The organism is Methylobacterium sp. NEAU K, assembly GCF_030700285.1.
GTDB lineage: Bacteria > Pseudomonadota > Alphaproteobacteria > Rhizobiales > Beijerinckiaceae > Methylobacterium.
Window position 1 is genome coordinate 187,841 of the sequence record NZ_JAUYZJ010000002.1, and the last position, 14,996, is coordinate 202,836.

The 14,996-nt window shown below is 70.8% G+C and carries 13 protein-coding genes and 1 tRNA gene; 6 read left to right on the forward strand and 8 right to left on the reverse strand.

Annotated features, from left to right (window positions below):
• The first annotated feature begins 119 nt into the window (after positions 1 to 119).
• Positions 120 to 557, forward strand: a complete 438-nt coding sequence (locus Q8W67_RS02540; RefSeq protein ID WP_305540219.1) for a DUF3429 domain-containing protein — start codon at positions 120 to 122, stop codon at positions 555 to 557.
• A 220-nt stretch (positions 558 to 777) separates the two neighbouring features.
• Here Q8W67_RS02540 and Q8W67_RS02545 read toward each other — a convergent pair whose 3' ends face one another.
• Entirely contained in the window at positions 778 to 1,824 is a 1,047-nt protein-coding gene (locus Q8W67_RS02545) for a trans-acting enoyl reductase family protein (protein WP_305540223.1), read from the reverse strand.
• Between the two features lie 363 nt (positions 1,825 to 2,187).
• Between Q8W67_RS02545 and putA the strand changes: the two genes are divergently transcribed.
• Positions 2,188 to 5,874, forward strand: a complete 3,687-nt coding sequence (gene putA / locus Q8W67_RS02550; protein WP_305540226.1) for a trifunctional transcriptional regulator/proline dehydrogenase/L-glutamate gamma-semialdehyde dehydrogenase — start codon at positions 2,188 to 2,190, stop codon at positions 5,872 to 5,874.
• 39 nt (positions 5,875 to 5,913) lie between these two features.
• Here putA and Q8W67_RS02555 read toward each other — a convergent pair whose 3' ends face one another.
• The 3 genes from Q8W67_RS02555 to Q8W67_RS02565 all read right to left on the reverse strand — a co-directional run bounded on the left by Q8W67_RS02555 (position 5,914) and on the right by Q8W67_RS02565 (position 9,723).
• Positions 5,914 to 7,506 carry an ABC transporter substrate-binding protein gene (locus tag Q8W67_RS02555; protein ID WP_305540229.1) on the reverse strand — a complete coding sequence of 531 codons (1,593 nt, stop codon included), beginning with the start codon at positions 7,504 to 7,506 and terminating at the stop codon, positions 5,914 to 5,916.
• Positions 7,507 to 7,723: 217 nt separating this feature from the next.
• The gene (locus tag Q8W67_RS02560) at positions 7,724 to 8,017 is read right to left on the reverse strand and encodes a DUF2218 domain-containing protein (protein ID WP_305540232.1); all 294 of its coding nucleotides are present in this window, start codon (positions 8,015 to 8,017) and stop codon (positions 7,724 to 7,726) included.
• A 254-nt stretch (positions 8,018 to 8,271) separates the two neighbouring features.
• Positions 8,272 to 9,723 carry an FAD-binding oxidoreductase gene (locus tag Q8W67_RS02565; protein ID WP_305540235.1) on the reverse strand — a complete coding sequence of 484 codons (1,452 nt, stop codon included), beginning with the start codon at positions 9,721 to 9,723 and terminating at the stop codon, positions 8,272 to 8,274.
• Between the two features lie 137 nt (positions 9,724 to 9,860).
• Between Q8W67_RS02565 and Q8W67_RS02570 the strand changes: the two genes are divergently transcribed.
• The 4 genes from Q8W67_RS02570 to Q8W67_RS02585 all read left to right on the forward strand — a co-directional run bounded on the left by Q8W67_RS02570 (position 9,861) and on the right by Q8W67_RS02585 (position 11,722).
• Positions 9,861 to 10,556, forward strand: a complete 696-nt coding sequence (locus Q8W67_RS02570) for a fumarylacetoacetate hydrolase family protein (protein WP_305540237.1) — start codon at positions 9,861 to 9,863, stop codon at positions 10,554 to 10,556.
• A gap of 16 nt (positions 10,557 to 10,572) precedes the next feature.
• Positions 10,573 to 11,040 carry an NUDIX domain-containing protein gene (locus tag Q8W67_RS02575; protein WP_305540241.1) on the forward strand — a complete coding sequence of 156 codons (468 nt, stop codon included), beginning with the start codon at positions 10,573 to 10,575 and terminating at the stop codon, positions 11,038 to 11,040.
• 107 nt (positions 11,041 to 11,147) lie between these two features.
• Positions 11,148 to 11,222, forward strand: a tRNA-Gly gene (locus tag Q8W67_RS02580).
• A 290-nt stretch (positions 11,223 to 11,512) separates the two neighbouring features.
• Positions 11,513 to 11,722, forward strand: a complete 210-nt coding sequence (locus tag Q8W67_RS02585) for a hypothetical protein (RefSeq protein ID WP_305540244.1) — start codon at positions 11,513 to 11,515, stop codon at positions 11,720 to 11,722.
• 24 nt (positions 11,723 to 11,746) lie between these two features.
• Here Q8W67_RS02585 and Q8W67_RS02590 read toward each other — a convergent pair whose 3' ends face one another.
• From Q8W67_RS02590 to Q8W67_RS02605, 4 genes are all read right to left on the reverse strand, one after another.
• A complete protein-coding gene (locus Q8W67_RS02590) occupies positions 11,747 to 12,514 on the reverse strand; it encodes a thioredoxin family protein (protein WP_305540247.1) in 768 nt (255 codons plus the stop codon).
• Between the two features lie 7 nt (positions 12,515 to 12,521).
• The gene (locus tag Q8W67_RS02595) at positions 12,522 to 13,538 is read right to left on the reverse strand and encodes a lipid A biosynthesis lauroyl acyltransferase (RefSeq protein WP_305540262.1); all 1,017 of its coding nucleotides are present in this window, start codon (positions 13,536 to 13,538) and stop codon (positions 12,522 to 12,524) included.
• 87 nt (positions 13,539 to 13,625) lie between these two features.
• A complete protein-coding gene (locus Q8W67_RS02600; protein ID WP_305540265.1) occupies positions 13,626 to 14,648 on the reverse strand; it encodes a zinc-binding dehydrogenase in 1,023 nt (340 codons plus the stop codon).
• A gap of 8 nt (positions 14,649 to 14,656) precedes the next feature.
• Positions 14,657 to 14,947, reverse strand: coding sequence for an SH3 domain-containing protein (locus Q8W67_RS02605; protein WP_305540267.1), 291 nt, complete (start codon positions 14,945 to 14,947; stop codon positions 14,657 to 14,659).
• Positions 14,948 to 14,996: the final 49 nt, after the last annotated feature.

A 14,996-nucleotide genomic window follows, 5' to 3' on the forward strand; every position in this document is an offset into this window, starting at 1 on the left:
TTTTGCCGCCCCGATCCCAGCTTGACCGCCTTGCCGCGATGCGGGAACGCTCCGTCGAAAGGGCGGCAGAGCGCGGCGAGGTTGCGCGGTCGCCGCCCTCGCCGCGGCACGGAGGATGGATGGCGCGCCGGAACCCTGTCCCGATCAGCGCGCTCGTGCTCGGCGTGGCCGGCCTGGTCCCATTCCTGGGCTTTGCGGCACTGGCGGTCTCGGGCAGCGACGGCGGCCTGAGCAGCATCGGGCTCTCGCCGCGCACGATTCTGTCCGCCTACGGGGCGGTGATCGCGTCGTTCCTCGGCGGCATCCGCTGGGGTGCCGCTGCGGCGCGCAACACCGGCAACGGGGATTACGTCGTCGCGATCGTGCCATCCCTGGTGGCCTGGGCGGCGATGGCGGCTCCCGCCCCCTGGGATCTGCGTATCCTCGGCGCACTGGTGCTGGCCTGGGGCCTGATAGACCAGGACCTGTCGCGCCGGGGCCTCGTGCCCCTCTGGCTCGGCCGACTGCGGCTCCTGCTCTCCGGCGTCGCCGGCGCCGCCCTGCTGGTGGCGGCTTGAGAGTCAGGGCGCTCGCTGCAGGGCGTATCGACCGGTCCGGCAAACGTGCGCACATCGAAACAGCGGCTCACGCCCGTGCTCGCAGCACCGGCGGCGGCCTTCCGGCGACCAGGCCGGCCATGCCGGGACCGCGCAGACGAGCCCGACACCCTGCGCGCCGACACGCTCTCCCGATGGTGACCGCAGCAATCCAAACCGACCCAATCAACCGGAAACGCCGTCAGAGGTCCGTCCGGCTCACACCCGGAAATCCCAGGATGAAATCCGGTCCGAAGGCGGTGACCGGGGTGTGGAAGCCGGCCGGAATCGCGTTCGACGCCACGCGCCGGGCAATCTCCAGGGCGGTACAAACCGTCAGGGTGTAGCCTTCGGGGGTCTCCATGCGGCTCGCCGCGCGATTGCCTCGCGCATCCCAGGCCTCGGCCAGGAACGTGCTGCGCGCCGTCGCCCGCGCCGCCGCGGAGGGGCCCGGCGGCAGCCGGTCGATGCCGCGGTTGATCAGCCGCTGCGCGGTGCCGCCGGCGATGATCCGGCGGATCCCGGCCGGCAGGCCCGCGACGGCCGCCATGGCGGGGAGCGCCTCGAAATAGACGTCAATGTTGGGAACCCGGGTCGAGTACCACGCGCTCGACACGTCGCCCCAGCCGAGGCCTACCGTGCGCCGCGCGCCGCGGCCGAAATCGGCGCTGCCGCGGGGCGGGCTCGGCAGCTCGACGATCCGGCCATCGCGGCGCACCCGTGTGCCCCAGGCGATGCCCTCGACCATGGTGCGCGCCGTACCCCGGCTGAAGCCCCCGAAGCCGCCGATGGAAATCCTCAGACGCGTGGCACCGGGCAGCCGGGCCGCCACGTGTGCGGCGAGACAGTCGCTCGGTACCACGTCGAACCCCGCGGCGGGCAGCAGCACGACGCCCGACGCCTTCGCCTCTGAATCCCGCGCGGCGAACGCTTCCAGGACATCGATCTCTCCGGTGATGTCGACGTAGTGCGCCCCAGCGGCCAGACAGGCCTCGGCCATCGGCCGGGCCGTCTTGGAGAACGGGCCGGCGGCGTGGATCACCACGGCGATTCCGGCGAGTGCCTCCCGCAGGCGGTCCGGAGCATCGAGGGGCGCCGCCCGCCAGTCGAGCCCGAGCCGGCCGGCGAGGGACTGGAGCTTATCCGGGTCGCGGCCGGCCAGGATCGGTCGAAGGCCCTGTCCGACGGCGTGTTCGGTCAGGAGCGTGCCGGTATAGCCGGTCGCGCCGTAGATCAGTATCGTGGTCATGGCCGCCGTTCTGCCATCGCGCCGGGCCGCCTCCAAGCCGCGAGACCGGGCCGTGCGGCAGGGCGCGGCGATGGATTCCCGGGGCGGCTTGGCAATCCGGCAACCGTATGAAAATCGACTCCCGCAAAAGATGAGCGAGCCGGAAAGACATGCTGAAGGTAATCAGGTTCCCTCGATCCGAGGTTGAGCACGGCCCATGCAAGTCTTGATCGATAGAAAATCGATCGATATTATTTTGACCGGACGCGCATCTTCAGCCGATTGAGCGCGATGATAGGCCCTTCAACAGCGTCGGCAGACGGCGTAGCTTGGGGCGGCGGAGGCGTGTGATCCGCCGCATCACCCCGTCGCGAGGGGCGAACCATGTCCGGATCCGGAATTCCCGATCCTGCGGCCGCCGCGCAGAGCCCTCCGTTCGGCGCGTTCGCGTCCGAGCTGCCGGACCTGTCGCCGCTTCGAGCGGCCGTGGTCGCCGCCTGTCGACGGCCCGAGCCGGACTGCATCGTGCCCCTCCTCGACCTCGGCCGCTTGGCACCCGAGGCCGCCCGGCGCGTCGCCGGCACCGCCCGAAGCCTTGTCGAGACCTTGCGTCGCCAGAGCCGCCGAGGCGGCGTCGAGGGGTTGATCCACGAATATTCCCTGTCGAGCCAGGAGGGCGTGGCGCTGATGTGCCTCGCGGAGGCGCTCCTGCGCATCCCGGATGCCGCGACCCGGGACGCGCTGATCCGGGACAAGATCGCCGGCGGGGACTGGGCCGCACATCTCGGCCACAGCCCGTCGCCCTTCGTCAACGCCGCGACCTGGGGCCTGGTGGTCACCGGCAGGCTCGTGGCGACCCGGAGCGAGGCCGGCCTCGCCGCGGCGCTCACCCGCCTGATCGGCCGCGGGGGCGAGCCGTTGATCCGCAAGGCGGTCGACCTCGCCATGCGGATGATGGGCGAGCAATTCGTCACCGGGCGAACGATCGCGGAGGCTATCCGAAACGCCACGCCCATGGAAGCGAAGGGGTTCACCTACTCGTACGACATGCTCGGTGAGGCCGCCGTCACCGCCGAGGATGCGGACCGGTATCTCCGGTCCTACGAAGAGGCGATCCAGGCCATCGGCGCGGCCTCGGCCGGGCGGGGCGTGCTGGCCGGTCCGGGCATCTCGATCAAGCTCTCGGCGCTCCATCCGCGCTACGTCCGGTCCAAGCGCGGGCGCGTCATGGCGGAGCTGGTGCCGCGGGTCCTGGGCCTCGCCCGGCTGGCGAAGCATTGCGATATCGGCCTCAACATCGACGCCGAAGAGGCCGACCGGCTCGACCTGTCGCTCGACATACTCGAAACTCTGGCGGTGGACCCGGAGCTTACCGGCTGGGACGGCCTCGGCTTCGTCGTCCAGGCCTATGGAAAGCGCTGCCCGTACGTGATCGACGTGCTCGTCGACCTCGCCCGGCGCAGCCGCCGCCGGCTGATGGTCCGCCTCGTGAAGGGGGCCTATTGGGACAGCGAGATCAAGCGGGCGCAGGCGGACGGGCTCGACGGCTTCCCGGTCTATACCCGCAAGGTCTACACCGACGTGTCGTACCTCGCCTGCGCCCGGAAGCTCCTCTCCGCGCCCGACGCGGTCTTCCCGCAATTCGCCACCCACAACGCGCAGACGCTGGCGAGCATCATCGAGATGGCGGGGCCCGACTTCCGTCTCGGCCAGTACGAGTTCCAGTGCCTGCACGGCATGGGCGAGCCGCTCTACGAGGCGGTGGTGGGCGCCGGCAGGCTCGGCCGGCCCTGCCGCATCTACGCGCCGGTCGGCACCCACGAGACCCTGCTGGCCTATCTCGTCCGCCGGTTGTTGGAGAACGGGGCCAACACCTCGTTCGTGAACCGGGTCGGCGACGCGACCGTGCCGGTCGAGGTGCTGATCGCCGATCCCGTCGCCGCCGTCGAGGCGATGCCGGTCCCGGGCGCGCCGCACCCGGGGATCGCGCTGCCCCGCGATCTCTACGGGCCGCCCCGCGCCAACGCGGCCGGTTTGGACCTCGCCGACGAGGCGGCACTCGAACGCCTGGTCGATGCGCTCGCCGAGGGTGGCCGGACGCCATGGATTGCCCTGCCGTCCGGCGCGGACCCGGATTCGGCGGACGCGTCGGTTTGCAACCCGGCCGATCATCGCGACGTGGTCGGCCGGTGCCGGGCCGCATCGCCCGACGAGATCGAACGTGCGCTCGCCCGGGCGGAGGCTGCGGCCGGCGCCTGGGGGGCGAAGGAGCCGGCCGCGCGCGCAGCCTGCCTGCGCCGTGCCGCCGACGCACTGGAGGCGCGGATGCCCGTGCTGATCGGGCTGGTCGTGCGCGAGGCGGGCAAGTCCTTCGGCAATGCGGTGGCCGAGCTGCGCGAGGCCGTGGATTTCTTGCGTTACTACGCGGTCGAGGCCGAACGCACGCTGGAGGGAACCTCGCCGCTCGGGCCCGTCGTGTGCATCGCGCCCTGGAACTTCCCGCTGGCGATCTTCATGGGGCAGGTCGCGGCCGCCCTGGCTGCCGGCAACGCGGTCCTGGCAAAGCCCGCCGAAGAGACGCCACTCATCGCCGCCGAGGCCGTCCGGGCGCTGCACGGCGCCGGGGTCCCGGAGGATGCGCTTCAATTCCTGCCCGGGGCTGGCGAAGTCGGCGCGGCACTGGTCGAGGATCCGCGGGTGCAGGGGGTGATGTTCACCGGCTCGACCGCCGTCGCCAAGACGATCCAGCGCCGCCTCGCCGAGCGCCTGAGCCGCGACGGCGAGCCTGTCCCGCTCATCGCCGAGACTGGGGGCCAGAACGCGATGGTCGTCGATTCCTCCGCGCTGGCCGAGCAGGTGGTCGCGGACGTGATCGCCTCGGCCTTCGATTCGGCCGGCCAGCGCTGTTCGGCCTTGCGCATCCTGTGTCTGCAGGCGGAGATCGCAGAACGCACCCTGCGGATGCTGAAATGCGCCATGCGCGAGCTGGATGTGGGCGATCCGCGCCGGCTGGCGGCCGATGTCGGCCCGGTGATCACCCGCGAGGCCGCCGACCGCATCGGGGATCACGTGGCGGCGATGCGGAGCCGGGGCTTTTCGGTCGAGCAGGTCCCGCTGCCGCGGGGGGCTGCCCTCGGGACCTTCGTGCCCCCGACCCTGATCGAGATCGACAGCGTGTCTGATGTCGAGAGCGAGATCTTCGGGCCGGTGCTGCATGTGCTGCGCTACGGCCGGGAGGATCTGGACCGTCTCCTGACGGAGATCGACGCCACTGGCTACGGCCTGACCTTCGGCCTGCATACCCGCATCGACGAGACCGTGGAGCGGGTGCTTGGACGTGTCGGAGCCGGCAACCGCTACGTCAACCGCAACGTCATCGGCGCGGTGGTAGGCGTGCAGCCCTTCGGCGGATCCGGCCTGTCGGGCACCGGACCCAAGGCCGGCGGCCCGCTCTATCTCGGACGGCTGGTGAAGCGGCCGCCGGCCGCCGCCCTCGCCGGGTTTCCCGGCGGCGACAGCAGCCCGGTCTGCCGCTATGCCGATTGGCTCCGGTCCCGCGGGCAGCCGGGGCTCGCGGATCGCGTCTCGGCCATGCGCTGTCCCGCCGGTGCCGAGATGGAGCTGGCCGGGCCGGTGGGCGAGCGCAATCTTTACGCCCTCCATCCGCGCGGTCGCATCGCGGCCATCGCCCGGACGGAGCACGGGCTGCTGATCCAGCTCGGCTCGATCCTGGCTACCGGCAACCGTGCCGTCGCGATCGCCCCGGACCGGATCGTCGACGTGCTGCGCGACCTCCCGGCCGGGCTGGCGGGGCGGATCGAGCCGGCTCCGCGCCTCGAGGACGCGGGCGACGTACGGGCGATCCTGTTCGAGGGCGACCTGGCCGGCTTACGCACGGTGAACCGAGCGGTCGCCGCGCGTCTCGGGCGGATCCTGCCGGTCCAGGGCCGCACCCCCGAAGCGCTCGCGGGCGGTGACGACTATGCCCTCACCGGTCTGGTCGAGGAGCGCTCGACCTCGATCAACACCGCTGCGGCCGGCGGCAATGCCAGCCTGATGGCGATCGGCTGAGCCGGCAGGGGTCGGAGCCGGACATGGGCCGCCGCCGCGTCAGGCCGACCGGCGCAGGTTCCAGAACAGCGGCAGGCCGGTGAGCATGCCCGCGAGGTCGCGCCGATAGGCGGTCGGCTGGAAATACTGGCCGCACGGGACGTAGGCGCCGACCGCCAGGGCGCGGGCCTGGATCCTCTCCGCGAGCGCCTTCTGGCTGGCGAGGTCCGGCGCTGCGAACCACTGGTCGCGCAGTTGTTCCAGCGGCGCGTCCGTGAGCCAACTCGGGACGCCGGCGCGGCCGTTGCCTCGGATCACCAAGTGGTAGGCCGGCGACAGCTGGTCGAGACCGCCGGAGAAGATGCCGAACATCGACCATCCGCCCTGGTCCAGGGGCTTCGAGTTCAGGATCCGCTGGTTCACCGTGCCCCAATCGGTGGCCACGACGTCGAGATTCATCCCGAGCTTGCGGCAGAGGTCGGCCATGACCTCGCAGATCGCGTTGATCCGCGGCACGTCGGTCCCTGAGAGCAGCACGACCCGCTCGCCGTTGTATCCGGCCGACTCCAGCGCCCGCCTGGCCGCCGCGAGATCGCGCGGGCCGGTGAGGACTTCCATGCCGGCCTGCGACGCCATCGGGCCGCCGGGGGTGAAGACGCCAACGGGGCCGCGCCGGATCGCGGGGTCGCTGCCGGCCACCGCGTCCATCATTTCGGTCTGGTCGACCGCCGACAGCAGGGCGTGGCTGATCGCCGGATTGTCGAAGGGCGGCAGCGTGTGATTGAGGCGGATCTGGCCGATCAGGCCGGCGGTCTCCAGCAGTTCGACGCGCACGTCCCGCTTGCGCATCAGGTCGGGCACGAGGTCGACGAGAGGCTGCTCCCACCAATCGACCTCGCCCGAGCGCAGGGCACCCGCGGCGGTGGCGCCGTCGGGTATCGTCCGCCACTCCACCCGGTCGAAATGGGCGATCCGCGGCCCGGCGGTGAAGCTCGGGCTGCCGTCCGAACGCGGCCGGTAATCCTCGAACCGGCGGTAGACGTTGAGCGAGCCGGGCACGCGCTCGGCTGCGACGTAGCGATAGGGGCCGCTGCCGATCACCTCTGTCACCGCCTGCGTGGCCGGCGTGGCGCTCAAGCGCTCCGGCATGATCGCGGGAAGATAGGAGGTCGGCTTCGCGAGGGCGTCCGGCAGGAGCGGGAACGGCCGCTTCAGGCGGAACTGCACCACGGCATCGGAGGGGGCGGACAGCTCGTCCACGGCGGCGAACAGGGCACCGCCGTAGGAATCGCGCACTGACCAGCGTTTCAGGCTGGCTACCACGTCGCGGGCGAGCACCGGCGTGCCGTCGTGGAAGCGCAGGCCTTCGCGCAAGGTGAGGCGCCAGGTGAGGCCGTCCTCCGATACCGTGTGGCCCGCCACCATCTGCGGCTGGGCGCGGTAGGAGGCGTCCAGGCTGTAGAGCGTGTCGAACACCATCAGCGCATGCGTGCGCGTGACGTAGTTCGTGGTGATGATCGGATCGAGCAGGGCGAGGTCGGCGTAGGGCACGAAGCGCAGGGTGGTCGCCGATGCCGCCCGGACCAGCGCGGGGCGGGCGACAGCCCCGGCGATCAGGGCGCCGGCGCCGCCCAGCAGGGTGCGTCGCTTCATCGATCCGTCCCGGTGGTGGTCGTGGGTTGCAGAAACCGCGGCGTGGCCGGTGTGCAAAGGGTAGGCCAGCGGGCGGGCCGGATCGCCGATTACGGCACCGTCCGGGATACGAAAAACCCGCCTGATCCGGGACCGGGCGGGTCGAGCGGCGTGGCTTGTCGCGATGCGGAGCCCTCCTTCAGGACCCGCACCGATATGCCGGTGAGAGCCGAGACGTTCAGGCGGCGCGCGACCAGCGGATGTCGCCGAGGCTCTCGCGGAAGGCGAAGCGGGCGAGGTGGTCGGCCACCACGTTCTCAAGCCGCGTGAGATTGACCGGGTCGGCGCTGTCGATGCGCATCACCAGCGCGTCGGGCTCGGCATCGAAGGTGCAGACGCGGTCCTCGCCGAACGGCACGGTGCCGTGCTCGGGGGTCGCCTCGACCTGGAACTTGTGGCTCCAGTGCCGGCACAGCTGCTGCAGGTAGCGGCTTGCCTCGGTGGTCTGCACGCGGGCCTGAGAGGTGGGCATTCCGTCTGTCTCCAGAGAGGTTGGTGCGGGCTGTCGGTGGGCTGGCCGTCGCTCGCTCTCGCAACTGCGAGATAGTAAGGCCTCACAGCAAATGCCATGCCTGACGCTGACCGACGCGTCCTCGCCGTCTTCGTTCAAGGTGGGTCCGAAGCCTTAGCAGGTGCTTAATGCTTCGAGCCACGGCAGTGGAACGCGCCGTCGCGGCACCGTCGTGCACCCGCCGGCGTGCCGAATTATGGCGCGCCGCACAAAAATTACGGCCGGCACGTTGGCTCCCGGTCCCGGAGGAGGACGACCTTCCCGGGATTGAGCAGGTTCTCGGGGTCGAGCGCCGCCTTGATCCGCCGCATGAGGTCGAGCCCAACCGGATCGGCATAGCGTTCCAGCTCGTCGCGCTTGATCAGACCGACGCCGTGCTCCGCCGCGATCGAGCCGCCGTGCGCGTGCACGATGTCGTGAACGACGCGATTGAACCGGCCCCATTCCGCCAGGAAAGCCTCGCGGGCCATGCCGACCGGCTGTGTCAGGTTGAAGTGGATGTTGCCGTCGCCGAAATGCCCGAAGCCGCATGGGCGCAGGCCGGGCATCGCGTCCATGCAGGCCGCGCTCGCCTGCTCCAGGAACTCGGGCAGGCGCGAGAGTGGCACCGATACGTCGTGCTTGATCGAGGCGCCCTCGCGGGTCTGAGCCTCAGGCACGCCCTCGCGCAGGCGCCAGAGCGCGTCGTTCTGCAACCCGCTGGCGCCGATCGTGGCGTCGGCGATCAACCCGGCCTCCAGCGCCTCGCCGAGGGCGGATCCCAGTTCGGCGCGCATGTCGGCGTCCGGCCTGGCGGAGGCGGCCTCGATCAGCGCGTAGGCGCCGTGTGCGTCCGCCAGCGGGCGGACCGCACCCGGATCGTGCCGCAACACGATCTCCAGCGCGAAGGGAGGCAGGTACTCGAAGGCGGTGAGGTCCCGGTCCATCCGCGCCCGCAGCGACACGAACAGGTCGAGGGCGGTGCGCGCGGAATCCAGCCCGACGAAGGCGACGCTCGTGGAGCGGGCTCTCGGGAACAGCTTCAGCACCGCCGCGGTGACGATGCCGAGCGTGCCCTCCGAGCCGATGAAGAGCTGCTTGAGGTCGTAGCCCGCATTGTCCTTCCGCAGGGCCTTCAACCCGTTCCACACCCGCCCGTCGGGGAGCACCACCTCCAGCCCGAGGACGAGGTCCCGGGCATTGCCGTAAGCCAGCACGGCGATGCCACCCGCATTCGTGGCGATGCCGCCCCCGATCCGCGCCGAGCCACGGGAAGCGTAGGACAGCGGGAAGAACAGGTCGGCCTGCTCGGCGGCGTCCTGCACCGCCGACAGGATCATCCCGGCCTCCACCGTGATGGTGGCGGCGACCGGATCGACCGCGCGCACGCGGTTCATCCGCTCCAGGGAGAGGACGACACCGCCGAGCGGCACCCCGGCGCCGGTGAGCCCCGTATTGCCGCCGAGCGGGACCACCGAGACGCCGGCCTGTGCGCAGGCCCGGACCGCGAACGCGACCTCGTCGGTGGTGCCCGGCCGCAGCACCGCCAGGGCTGAGCCGGTGAACAACCGGCGGCTCTCGATCAGGTAGGGGGCGACGTCCACGGGATCCGTCACGACGTGGCGCGCGCCGAGACTCTCGCGCAGGGCGGCGAGCAGGGCGTCGTGGGCGGGGACTGGCGGCGTCATCGGTGAAATTCTGTAGGCGCGGACGCGGTGGTTGCAAGCGCCGGGATGGCACGGGCCTGCGCAGGCCTTACAACGGCCCCGTACACCCGGGGCCGCCCCACGCCCGGACCTCAAGACGCTCCACCGCAGAGGCAGCGATGCTCTCCGTCATCCAGAACCCGCCCCGCGTCGCGCTCCCGATCGTCGGCAGCAGCGACTTCTTCCCCGTGCGCCGCGTCTATTGCGTCGGGCGCAACTACGCCGCCCATGCCCGCGAGATGGGCGCCGATCCGGATCGTGAGCCGCCGTTCTTCTTCATGAAGCCCGCCGATGCTTTGCAGATCGTGGGATCCGAGCCGGTGGCGCATCCGTATCCGCCCAGGACCCAGAACTACCATTTTGAGGTCGAGATGGTGGCGGCCCTCTCCGAGGGCGGCCGCGACATCCCGGTCGACGCCGCCCTCGATCACGTCTACGGCTACGCGATCGGCCTCGACATGACCCGACGTGACCTCCAGGACGAGGCCAAGCGGATGTCGCGGCCCTGGGATACCGCCAAGGCGGCCGACAATTCCGGCCCGATCGGCGCCCTGCGCCCGGTGTCGCTGGTGGGTCATCCCGCGCGCGGGCCGATCACCCTGTCGGTGAACGGCGAGATCCGCCAGACTGGCGACCTCGCCGACATGATCTGGTCGGTGGCCGAGCAGATCGCCTACCTGTCGGGCTTGTTCGTCCTCCATCCCGGCGACCTGATCTTCACCGGGACGCCCTCGGGCGTCGGGCCGGTGAAGCGCGGCGAGCGCATGGTCGCGGCGATCGCCGGGCTCGGCGAGATCGCCCTCGACGTCGTCTGACCCGCGAACCGCGCTCTTGACGCTCCTCGACCGGCCGCTGCTGCGGCGCCTGTTCCATCTCGGGGCGCTCGCGTCCCGGGGTATGACGCTCGGCGTGCGCGGCGTCGCCATCGACGGCCAGGGTCGCGTGGCGCTTGTGCGTCATACCTATGTCAGTGGATGGCACCTGCCGGGCGGGGGCGTCGAACGCGGCGAGACCGCCCTCGACGCGATGGTGCGTGAGTTCCGCGAGGAGGCCGAGATCGTCCCGGAAGAGACGCCGCGCCTTCTCGGCCTCTATCGGAACGCCGGGACGGCGCCGCGCGACCACGTGGCGCTCTTCGTGCTGCCGACCTTCGCGGTGCTGCGGCCCAAGGTGCCGGACCGCGAGATCGCCGCCTGCGGGTTCTTCCCGGCCGATGCGCCGCCGGACGGCACCACGCGGGCGACCCGCGCCCGCCTGCGCGAGATCCGGCTCGGCCTCCCCGCCGACCCGAATTGGTGAATCGACATGGCGGGCAAAAGAGACGCTTGCGTCGCCCGGCGGAATGGTGTTTAGAGAGCGCCGCCGGGGCCGCCGGAACGAAAGTCCGGGCGGCGCGGCACTAGTGAGCGGGTGTAGCTCAGGGGTAGAGCACAACCTTGCCAAGGTTGGGGTCGAGGGTTCGAATCCCTTCGCCCGCTCCAGTTTTCCCAACCAAAATACTGAACAACAGGCTGCCTCCGCGCAGCCTTTGTTGTTTGTGGCCTTTGCAGGCCGCCGTGATAGCGCTGCTCAAAGCATACTATTTCCGGTTGACTAGCTCGGCGTATCATCGCGCGCGAAGCGGCGCGGCGTCGGTAGCAAGCCGCCAAGAAGTTCCGCCGCATGCGCTCCCGCAGACGCCGCTTTCGGCCGCATTGGGCCGGGGCAGCGCCGCGCTACCTCCCGTCGCAACGGGCGTTTTCGGCGCCGCCTCGACTGCGAGAAGCGACACATGCGGATCTTCCCCCGGACCGGTCAGGTCATCATTGCCGCCGTCATCGGCACGGTCGCCCTTGTGAGCAGGCTCATCGACGCGACTATAGCTCGCGTCGGCCGCCTGTCCGACCGCCTGGACGCGACGTTCGCCGAACTGGCGCAGGAGTCGAACGCGCGCCACGAGCGGCCACGCCGGCACCGGATCGGCCCGATCGGCCTGCGCTAGGGGTTCGGAAGATTGCGCGCTTCGCTACAATCCCGGTCCCTTGGCGGCCCCGAGGATGCGGCCGGGCCGGCCCTCCGAGGCGCCCTGGAGCAGGACCACCCAGCTGTCGGCATCGGCGATCTCGGCGAGGGTGCAGGGCACGTCGAAGTGCGTCGGCTGGCCGGTCCAGGGGCCGAGGCGCACCATCCCGCGCACCACGTTGATGTAGGTCGCCGTCCGGCCGCCGTTCTCGCCGCTCTGGATCGCGATGGCGCGGCTGCGCAGCACCGGGACCAGCCAGACGTCACCGCGAAACTCGGGCTTGGCCTCCGGGGCGGCGCCGGCCTCGACGAGGATCCGGTCGCCATGCATCTCGCCGCGGACCGGAATCGGCAACCCGCCGCGCTGCGACGCCTCGCGCAGCAGCCGTTCGAGGGCCGCGCGATCGGAGCCGACCGCGACGCCACCGCCATCGACCACCACCTGGGGGGTGAAGATCTGGCGGGCACCACGGCCCCGCGCGTAGGCGCGCTGGCGCTCGTTCAGCGGCCGCAACGCCAGGGTGTCCTTCCAGCCCAGGTAATCCCAGTAGGTCACCGGCAGCGTCAGCGCGACCATGCCGGGCTGGCGGGCCAGGTCGCGGATGACCGGATCGGCGGACCGGCAAGCACCGCAACCCTGACTGGTGAACAACTCGACCACAGCGCGAATAGGCTCGGCCTGCACCCGGGCTGCGGCCGAAACGGCGTAGAGCATCAGGGCAGCGTACAGCGCGCGGCGGTCGCCGGTCCGGGTACGAGGCCGAAGCGTCATCGGACCATCAGAGCGTCTGGGACGCCGCGTGTGAAATCACGTTGGCTTGAGAGTCTTCTACCATAGGTTGCGGAGCCGTCCGCACGACTTTCGGCTTCGGCAACATGTCCGGGCGCCAGCGGCGGTGCATCCACAGCCATTGGCCCGGGTTCTCCCGCACCCAGCCCTCGACCACCGCGGTCATCGCCTGCATGGCCCCGGCCACGTCGATCACCCCATCGGCATTCCGGGGCAGGTCGAGGGCCGGGGTCAGCTCCAGCCGGAAACGGCCCTCGGGCAGGCGCACGACGCGGACGCCGTGCACAGGGCAATCGTAGTGCCGGGCGAGCTTCGCCAAGAGCGGATTGGCGAGGCAGGGCCGGCCAAGGAAGTCCACCACGACGCCGCGGGTGAAGTGCTGGTCGATCAGCTGACCGAGATGACCGCCGTGCTCGACCACGTCGCGCATGGCGAAGACGGCCCCGGGGATCGAGGCCGCCAGCCCGCCCATGGATCGGCGGCGGACCTCCTGCACCAGCCGGGCGGCCGCCGGGTTGTTGGGCGGCCGGAACACGGCGGTCGCGTCCAGGCCGAACCGCGCCGCGCAGATCGCGGGCAGTTCCCAGTTCGCCAGATGTGCGGAGAAGATCAGCCCCGGCTTGTCATCGTCGCGCAGGGCAAAGAAATGCTCGATGCCGGCGACCTCGGTGCGCATCGGACCCGGGGCCGCGGGATCGTAGTCGAACAGCCTATCGAGGTGGGCGTACTCGACCCCCGTCCGCCCGAGATTGTCCCAGGCCTCCAGGGCGATCCGCCTGCGCTCCGCATCGGGCATGTCAGGGAAGGCTGCGCGAAGGTTCGCAAGCGCCGTGCGATGCGCCGGTAGCAGGGGGCCGACCCCGCGCAGGATTGCGGCGCCCAGCGCCGTCGAGCGTTCCGGCCCGAGCGCGCGGGCGAGCCAGACCAGGGCGCGGATCAGCGGGATCATGGCGAACCCCGCGAGCCGCGGGAACGACCGTCTGAGGATAAGCGCGAGACGCAGCACGTTCGATTCCCGGGCACGGTGCGGGCAGGCCCGGCAGCTCGCGTATAAGGCGACGCTTAAGCCATTTCCTGCACGGCGCGAAATGTTTCAGAGGCTGACGAGGAGCTTGCCGAACACCCGGCGCGATTCCAGCCGCTCCAGGCCCTGTGCGAAGTCGGCGAGCGGGTAGACTGTGTCCACCACCGGCCGGATACCCTGCGCCATCTTGTCGAGGGCCTGGCCGATATTCGCCAGCGAACAGCCAAACGAGCCGGTGATACGGTATTGCTGCTGGAACAGCTGCATCAGGTTCATGGTGGCCGAGACGCCCGAGGTCGAGCCGCAGGTCACCAAGCGGCCGCCGCGCTTGAGGCAAAGGAGCGAGCCGTTCCAAGTGTCGGCGCCGACATGCTCGAAAACCACGTCGACGCCCTTGCGCCTGGTCAACCGCCGGACCTCGCCCTCGAACCGCTCGGTTCGGTAATTGACGACGTGGTCGGCGCCGAGCTCCGCCGCCTTCCGGCCCTTCTCGTCGTCGCCGACCGTGGTGTAGACGGTGCAGCCGATCGCCTTGGCCATGCGGATCGCCGCGGTGCCGATCCCTGAGCCGCCTGCGTGGACGAGGATGCTCTCACCGGACTCGAGGCGCGCATTGTCGAACAGCATGTGCTGGACCGTGCCGAAGGCGATGCCGGCACAGGCCGCGTCGGTGTCGCTGACCCCGTCCGGCACCTTCACGACCAAGCGGGCCGGCACGGTCACCAGCTCGCGGGCGAACCCGTCGATGTGGAAGCCCATCACGCCCGCCACCTCCTCGCAGAGGTTGTCGCGGCCCTCGCGGCAGGCCCGGCATTGCCCGCAGGTCATCGCGCCGTAGGGGACGACCCGGTCGCCCGGCGCAAGGCCAGCGACGCCCTCTCCCGCCGACTCGACGACGCCCGCGGCCTCGGCGCCGACGATCAGCGGCATTGTCCGCTTGGCGAACGCCATGCCGCGAAACCCCCAGACGTCGATGAAGTTCAGGCCGACCGCGCGGATGCGGATCCGCACCTCGCCCGGCCCGGGGGCTTCGGGGGCCTCGACCTCGGTGAGGCGCAGATCGCGGTCGCCGAACAGTTGGAGGGCTTTCATCCTGTCTCTCATCGTTCCGGCGCCAGGTAGCGCCGCCGTGCCCAGCCCAAGGCCCGGCCGGCCTTGACCCGGCACCACGTGGTCCGGCTCGGCGTGTCGTTGGTACACCCGAAGACCAGGGTGCGGTCCCGGATCTCGCCGACCTGCTCAGCCCCCGGATCCGGCTCGGCGCGGATGCTCAGGGCCTCACCGGCCGGCAGCCCCGAGATTCGGTAGGTCTCGGGCTCGGCCCGGGCGTCACCTGGGACCAGCGGGCGCGCGAGGCAGAGTGCGGCGGTGAGGGCGAGGCGGGCACGCATCGTCAAGGTCGCTAGAGCATGATGCGGAAAAGGGGAATTCGGTTTTCCG

Coding starts and splice junctions, on each gene's coding strand:
- Q8W67_RS02540 (WP_305540219.1), top strand. CDS start 120: ATGGCGCGCCGGAACCCTGTCCCGATCAGCGCGCTCGTGCTCGGCGTG.
- Q8W67_RS02545 (WP_305540223.1), bottom strand. CDS start 1,824: ATGACCACGATACTGATCTACGGCGCGACCGGCTATACCGGCACGCTC.
- putA (WP_305540226.1), top strand. CDS start 2,188: ATGTCCGGATCCGGAATTCCCGATCCTGCGGCCGCCGCGCAGAGCCCT.
- Q8W67_RS02555 (WP_305540229.1), bottom strand. CDS start 7,506: ATGAAGCGACGCACCCTGCTGGGCGGCGCCGGCGCCCTGATCGCCGGG.
- Q8W67_RS02560 (WP_305540232.1), bottom strand. CDS start 8,017: ATGCCCACCTCTCAGGCCCGCGTGCAGACCACCGAGGCAAGCCGCTAC.
- Q8W67_RS02565 (WP_305540235.1), bottom strand. CDS start 9,723: ATGACGCCGCCAGTCCCCGCCCACGACGCCCTGCTCGCCGCCCTGCGC.
- Q8W67_RS02570 (WP_305540237.1), top strand. CDS start 9,861: ATGCTCTCCGTCATCCAGAACCCGCCCCGCGTCGCGCTCCCGATCGTC.
- Q8W67_RS02585 (WP_305540244.1), top strand. CDS start 11,513: ATGCGGATCTTCCCCCGGACCGGTCAGGTCATCATTGCCGCCGTCATC.
- Q8W67_RS02590 (WP_305540247.1), bottom strand. CDS start 12,514: ATGACGCTTCGGCCTCGTACCCGGACCGGCGACCGCCGCGCGCTGTAC.
- Q8W67_RS02600 (WP_305540265.1), bottom strand. CDS start 14,648: ATGAAAGCCCTCCAACTGTTCGGCGACCGCGATCTGCGCCTCACCGAG.
- Q8W67_RS02605 (WP_305540267.1), bottom strand. CDS start 14,947: ATGCGTGCCCGCCTCGCCCTCACCGCCGCACTCTGCCTCGCGCGCCCG.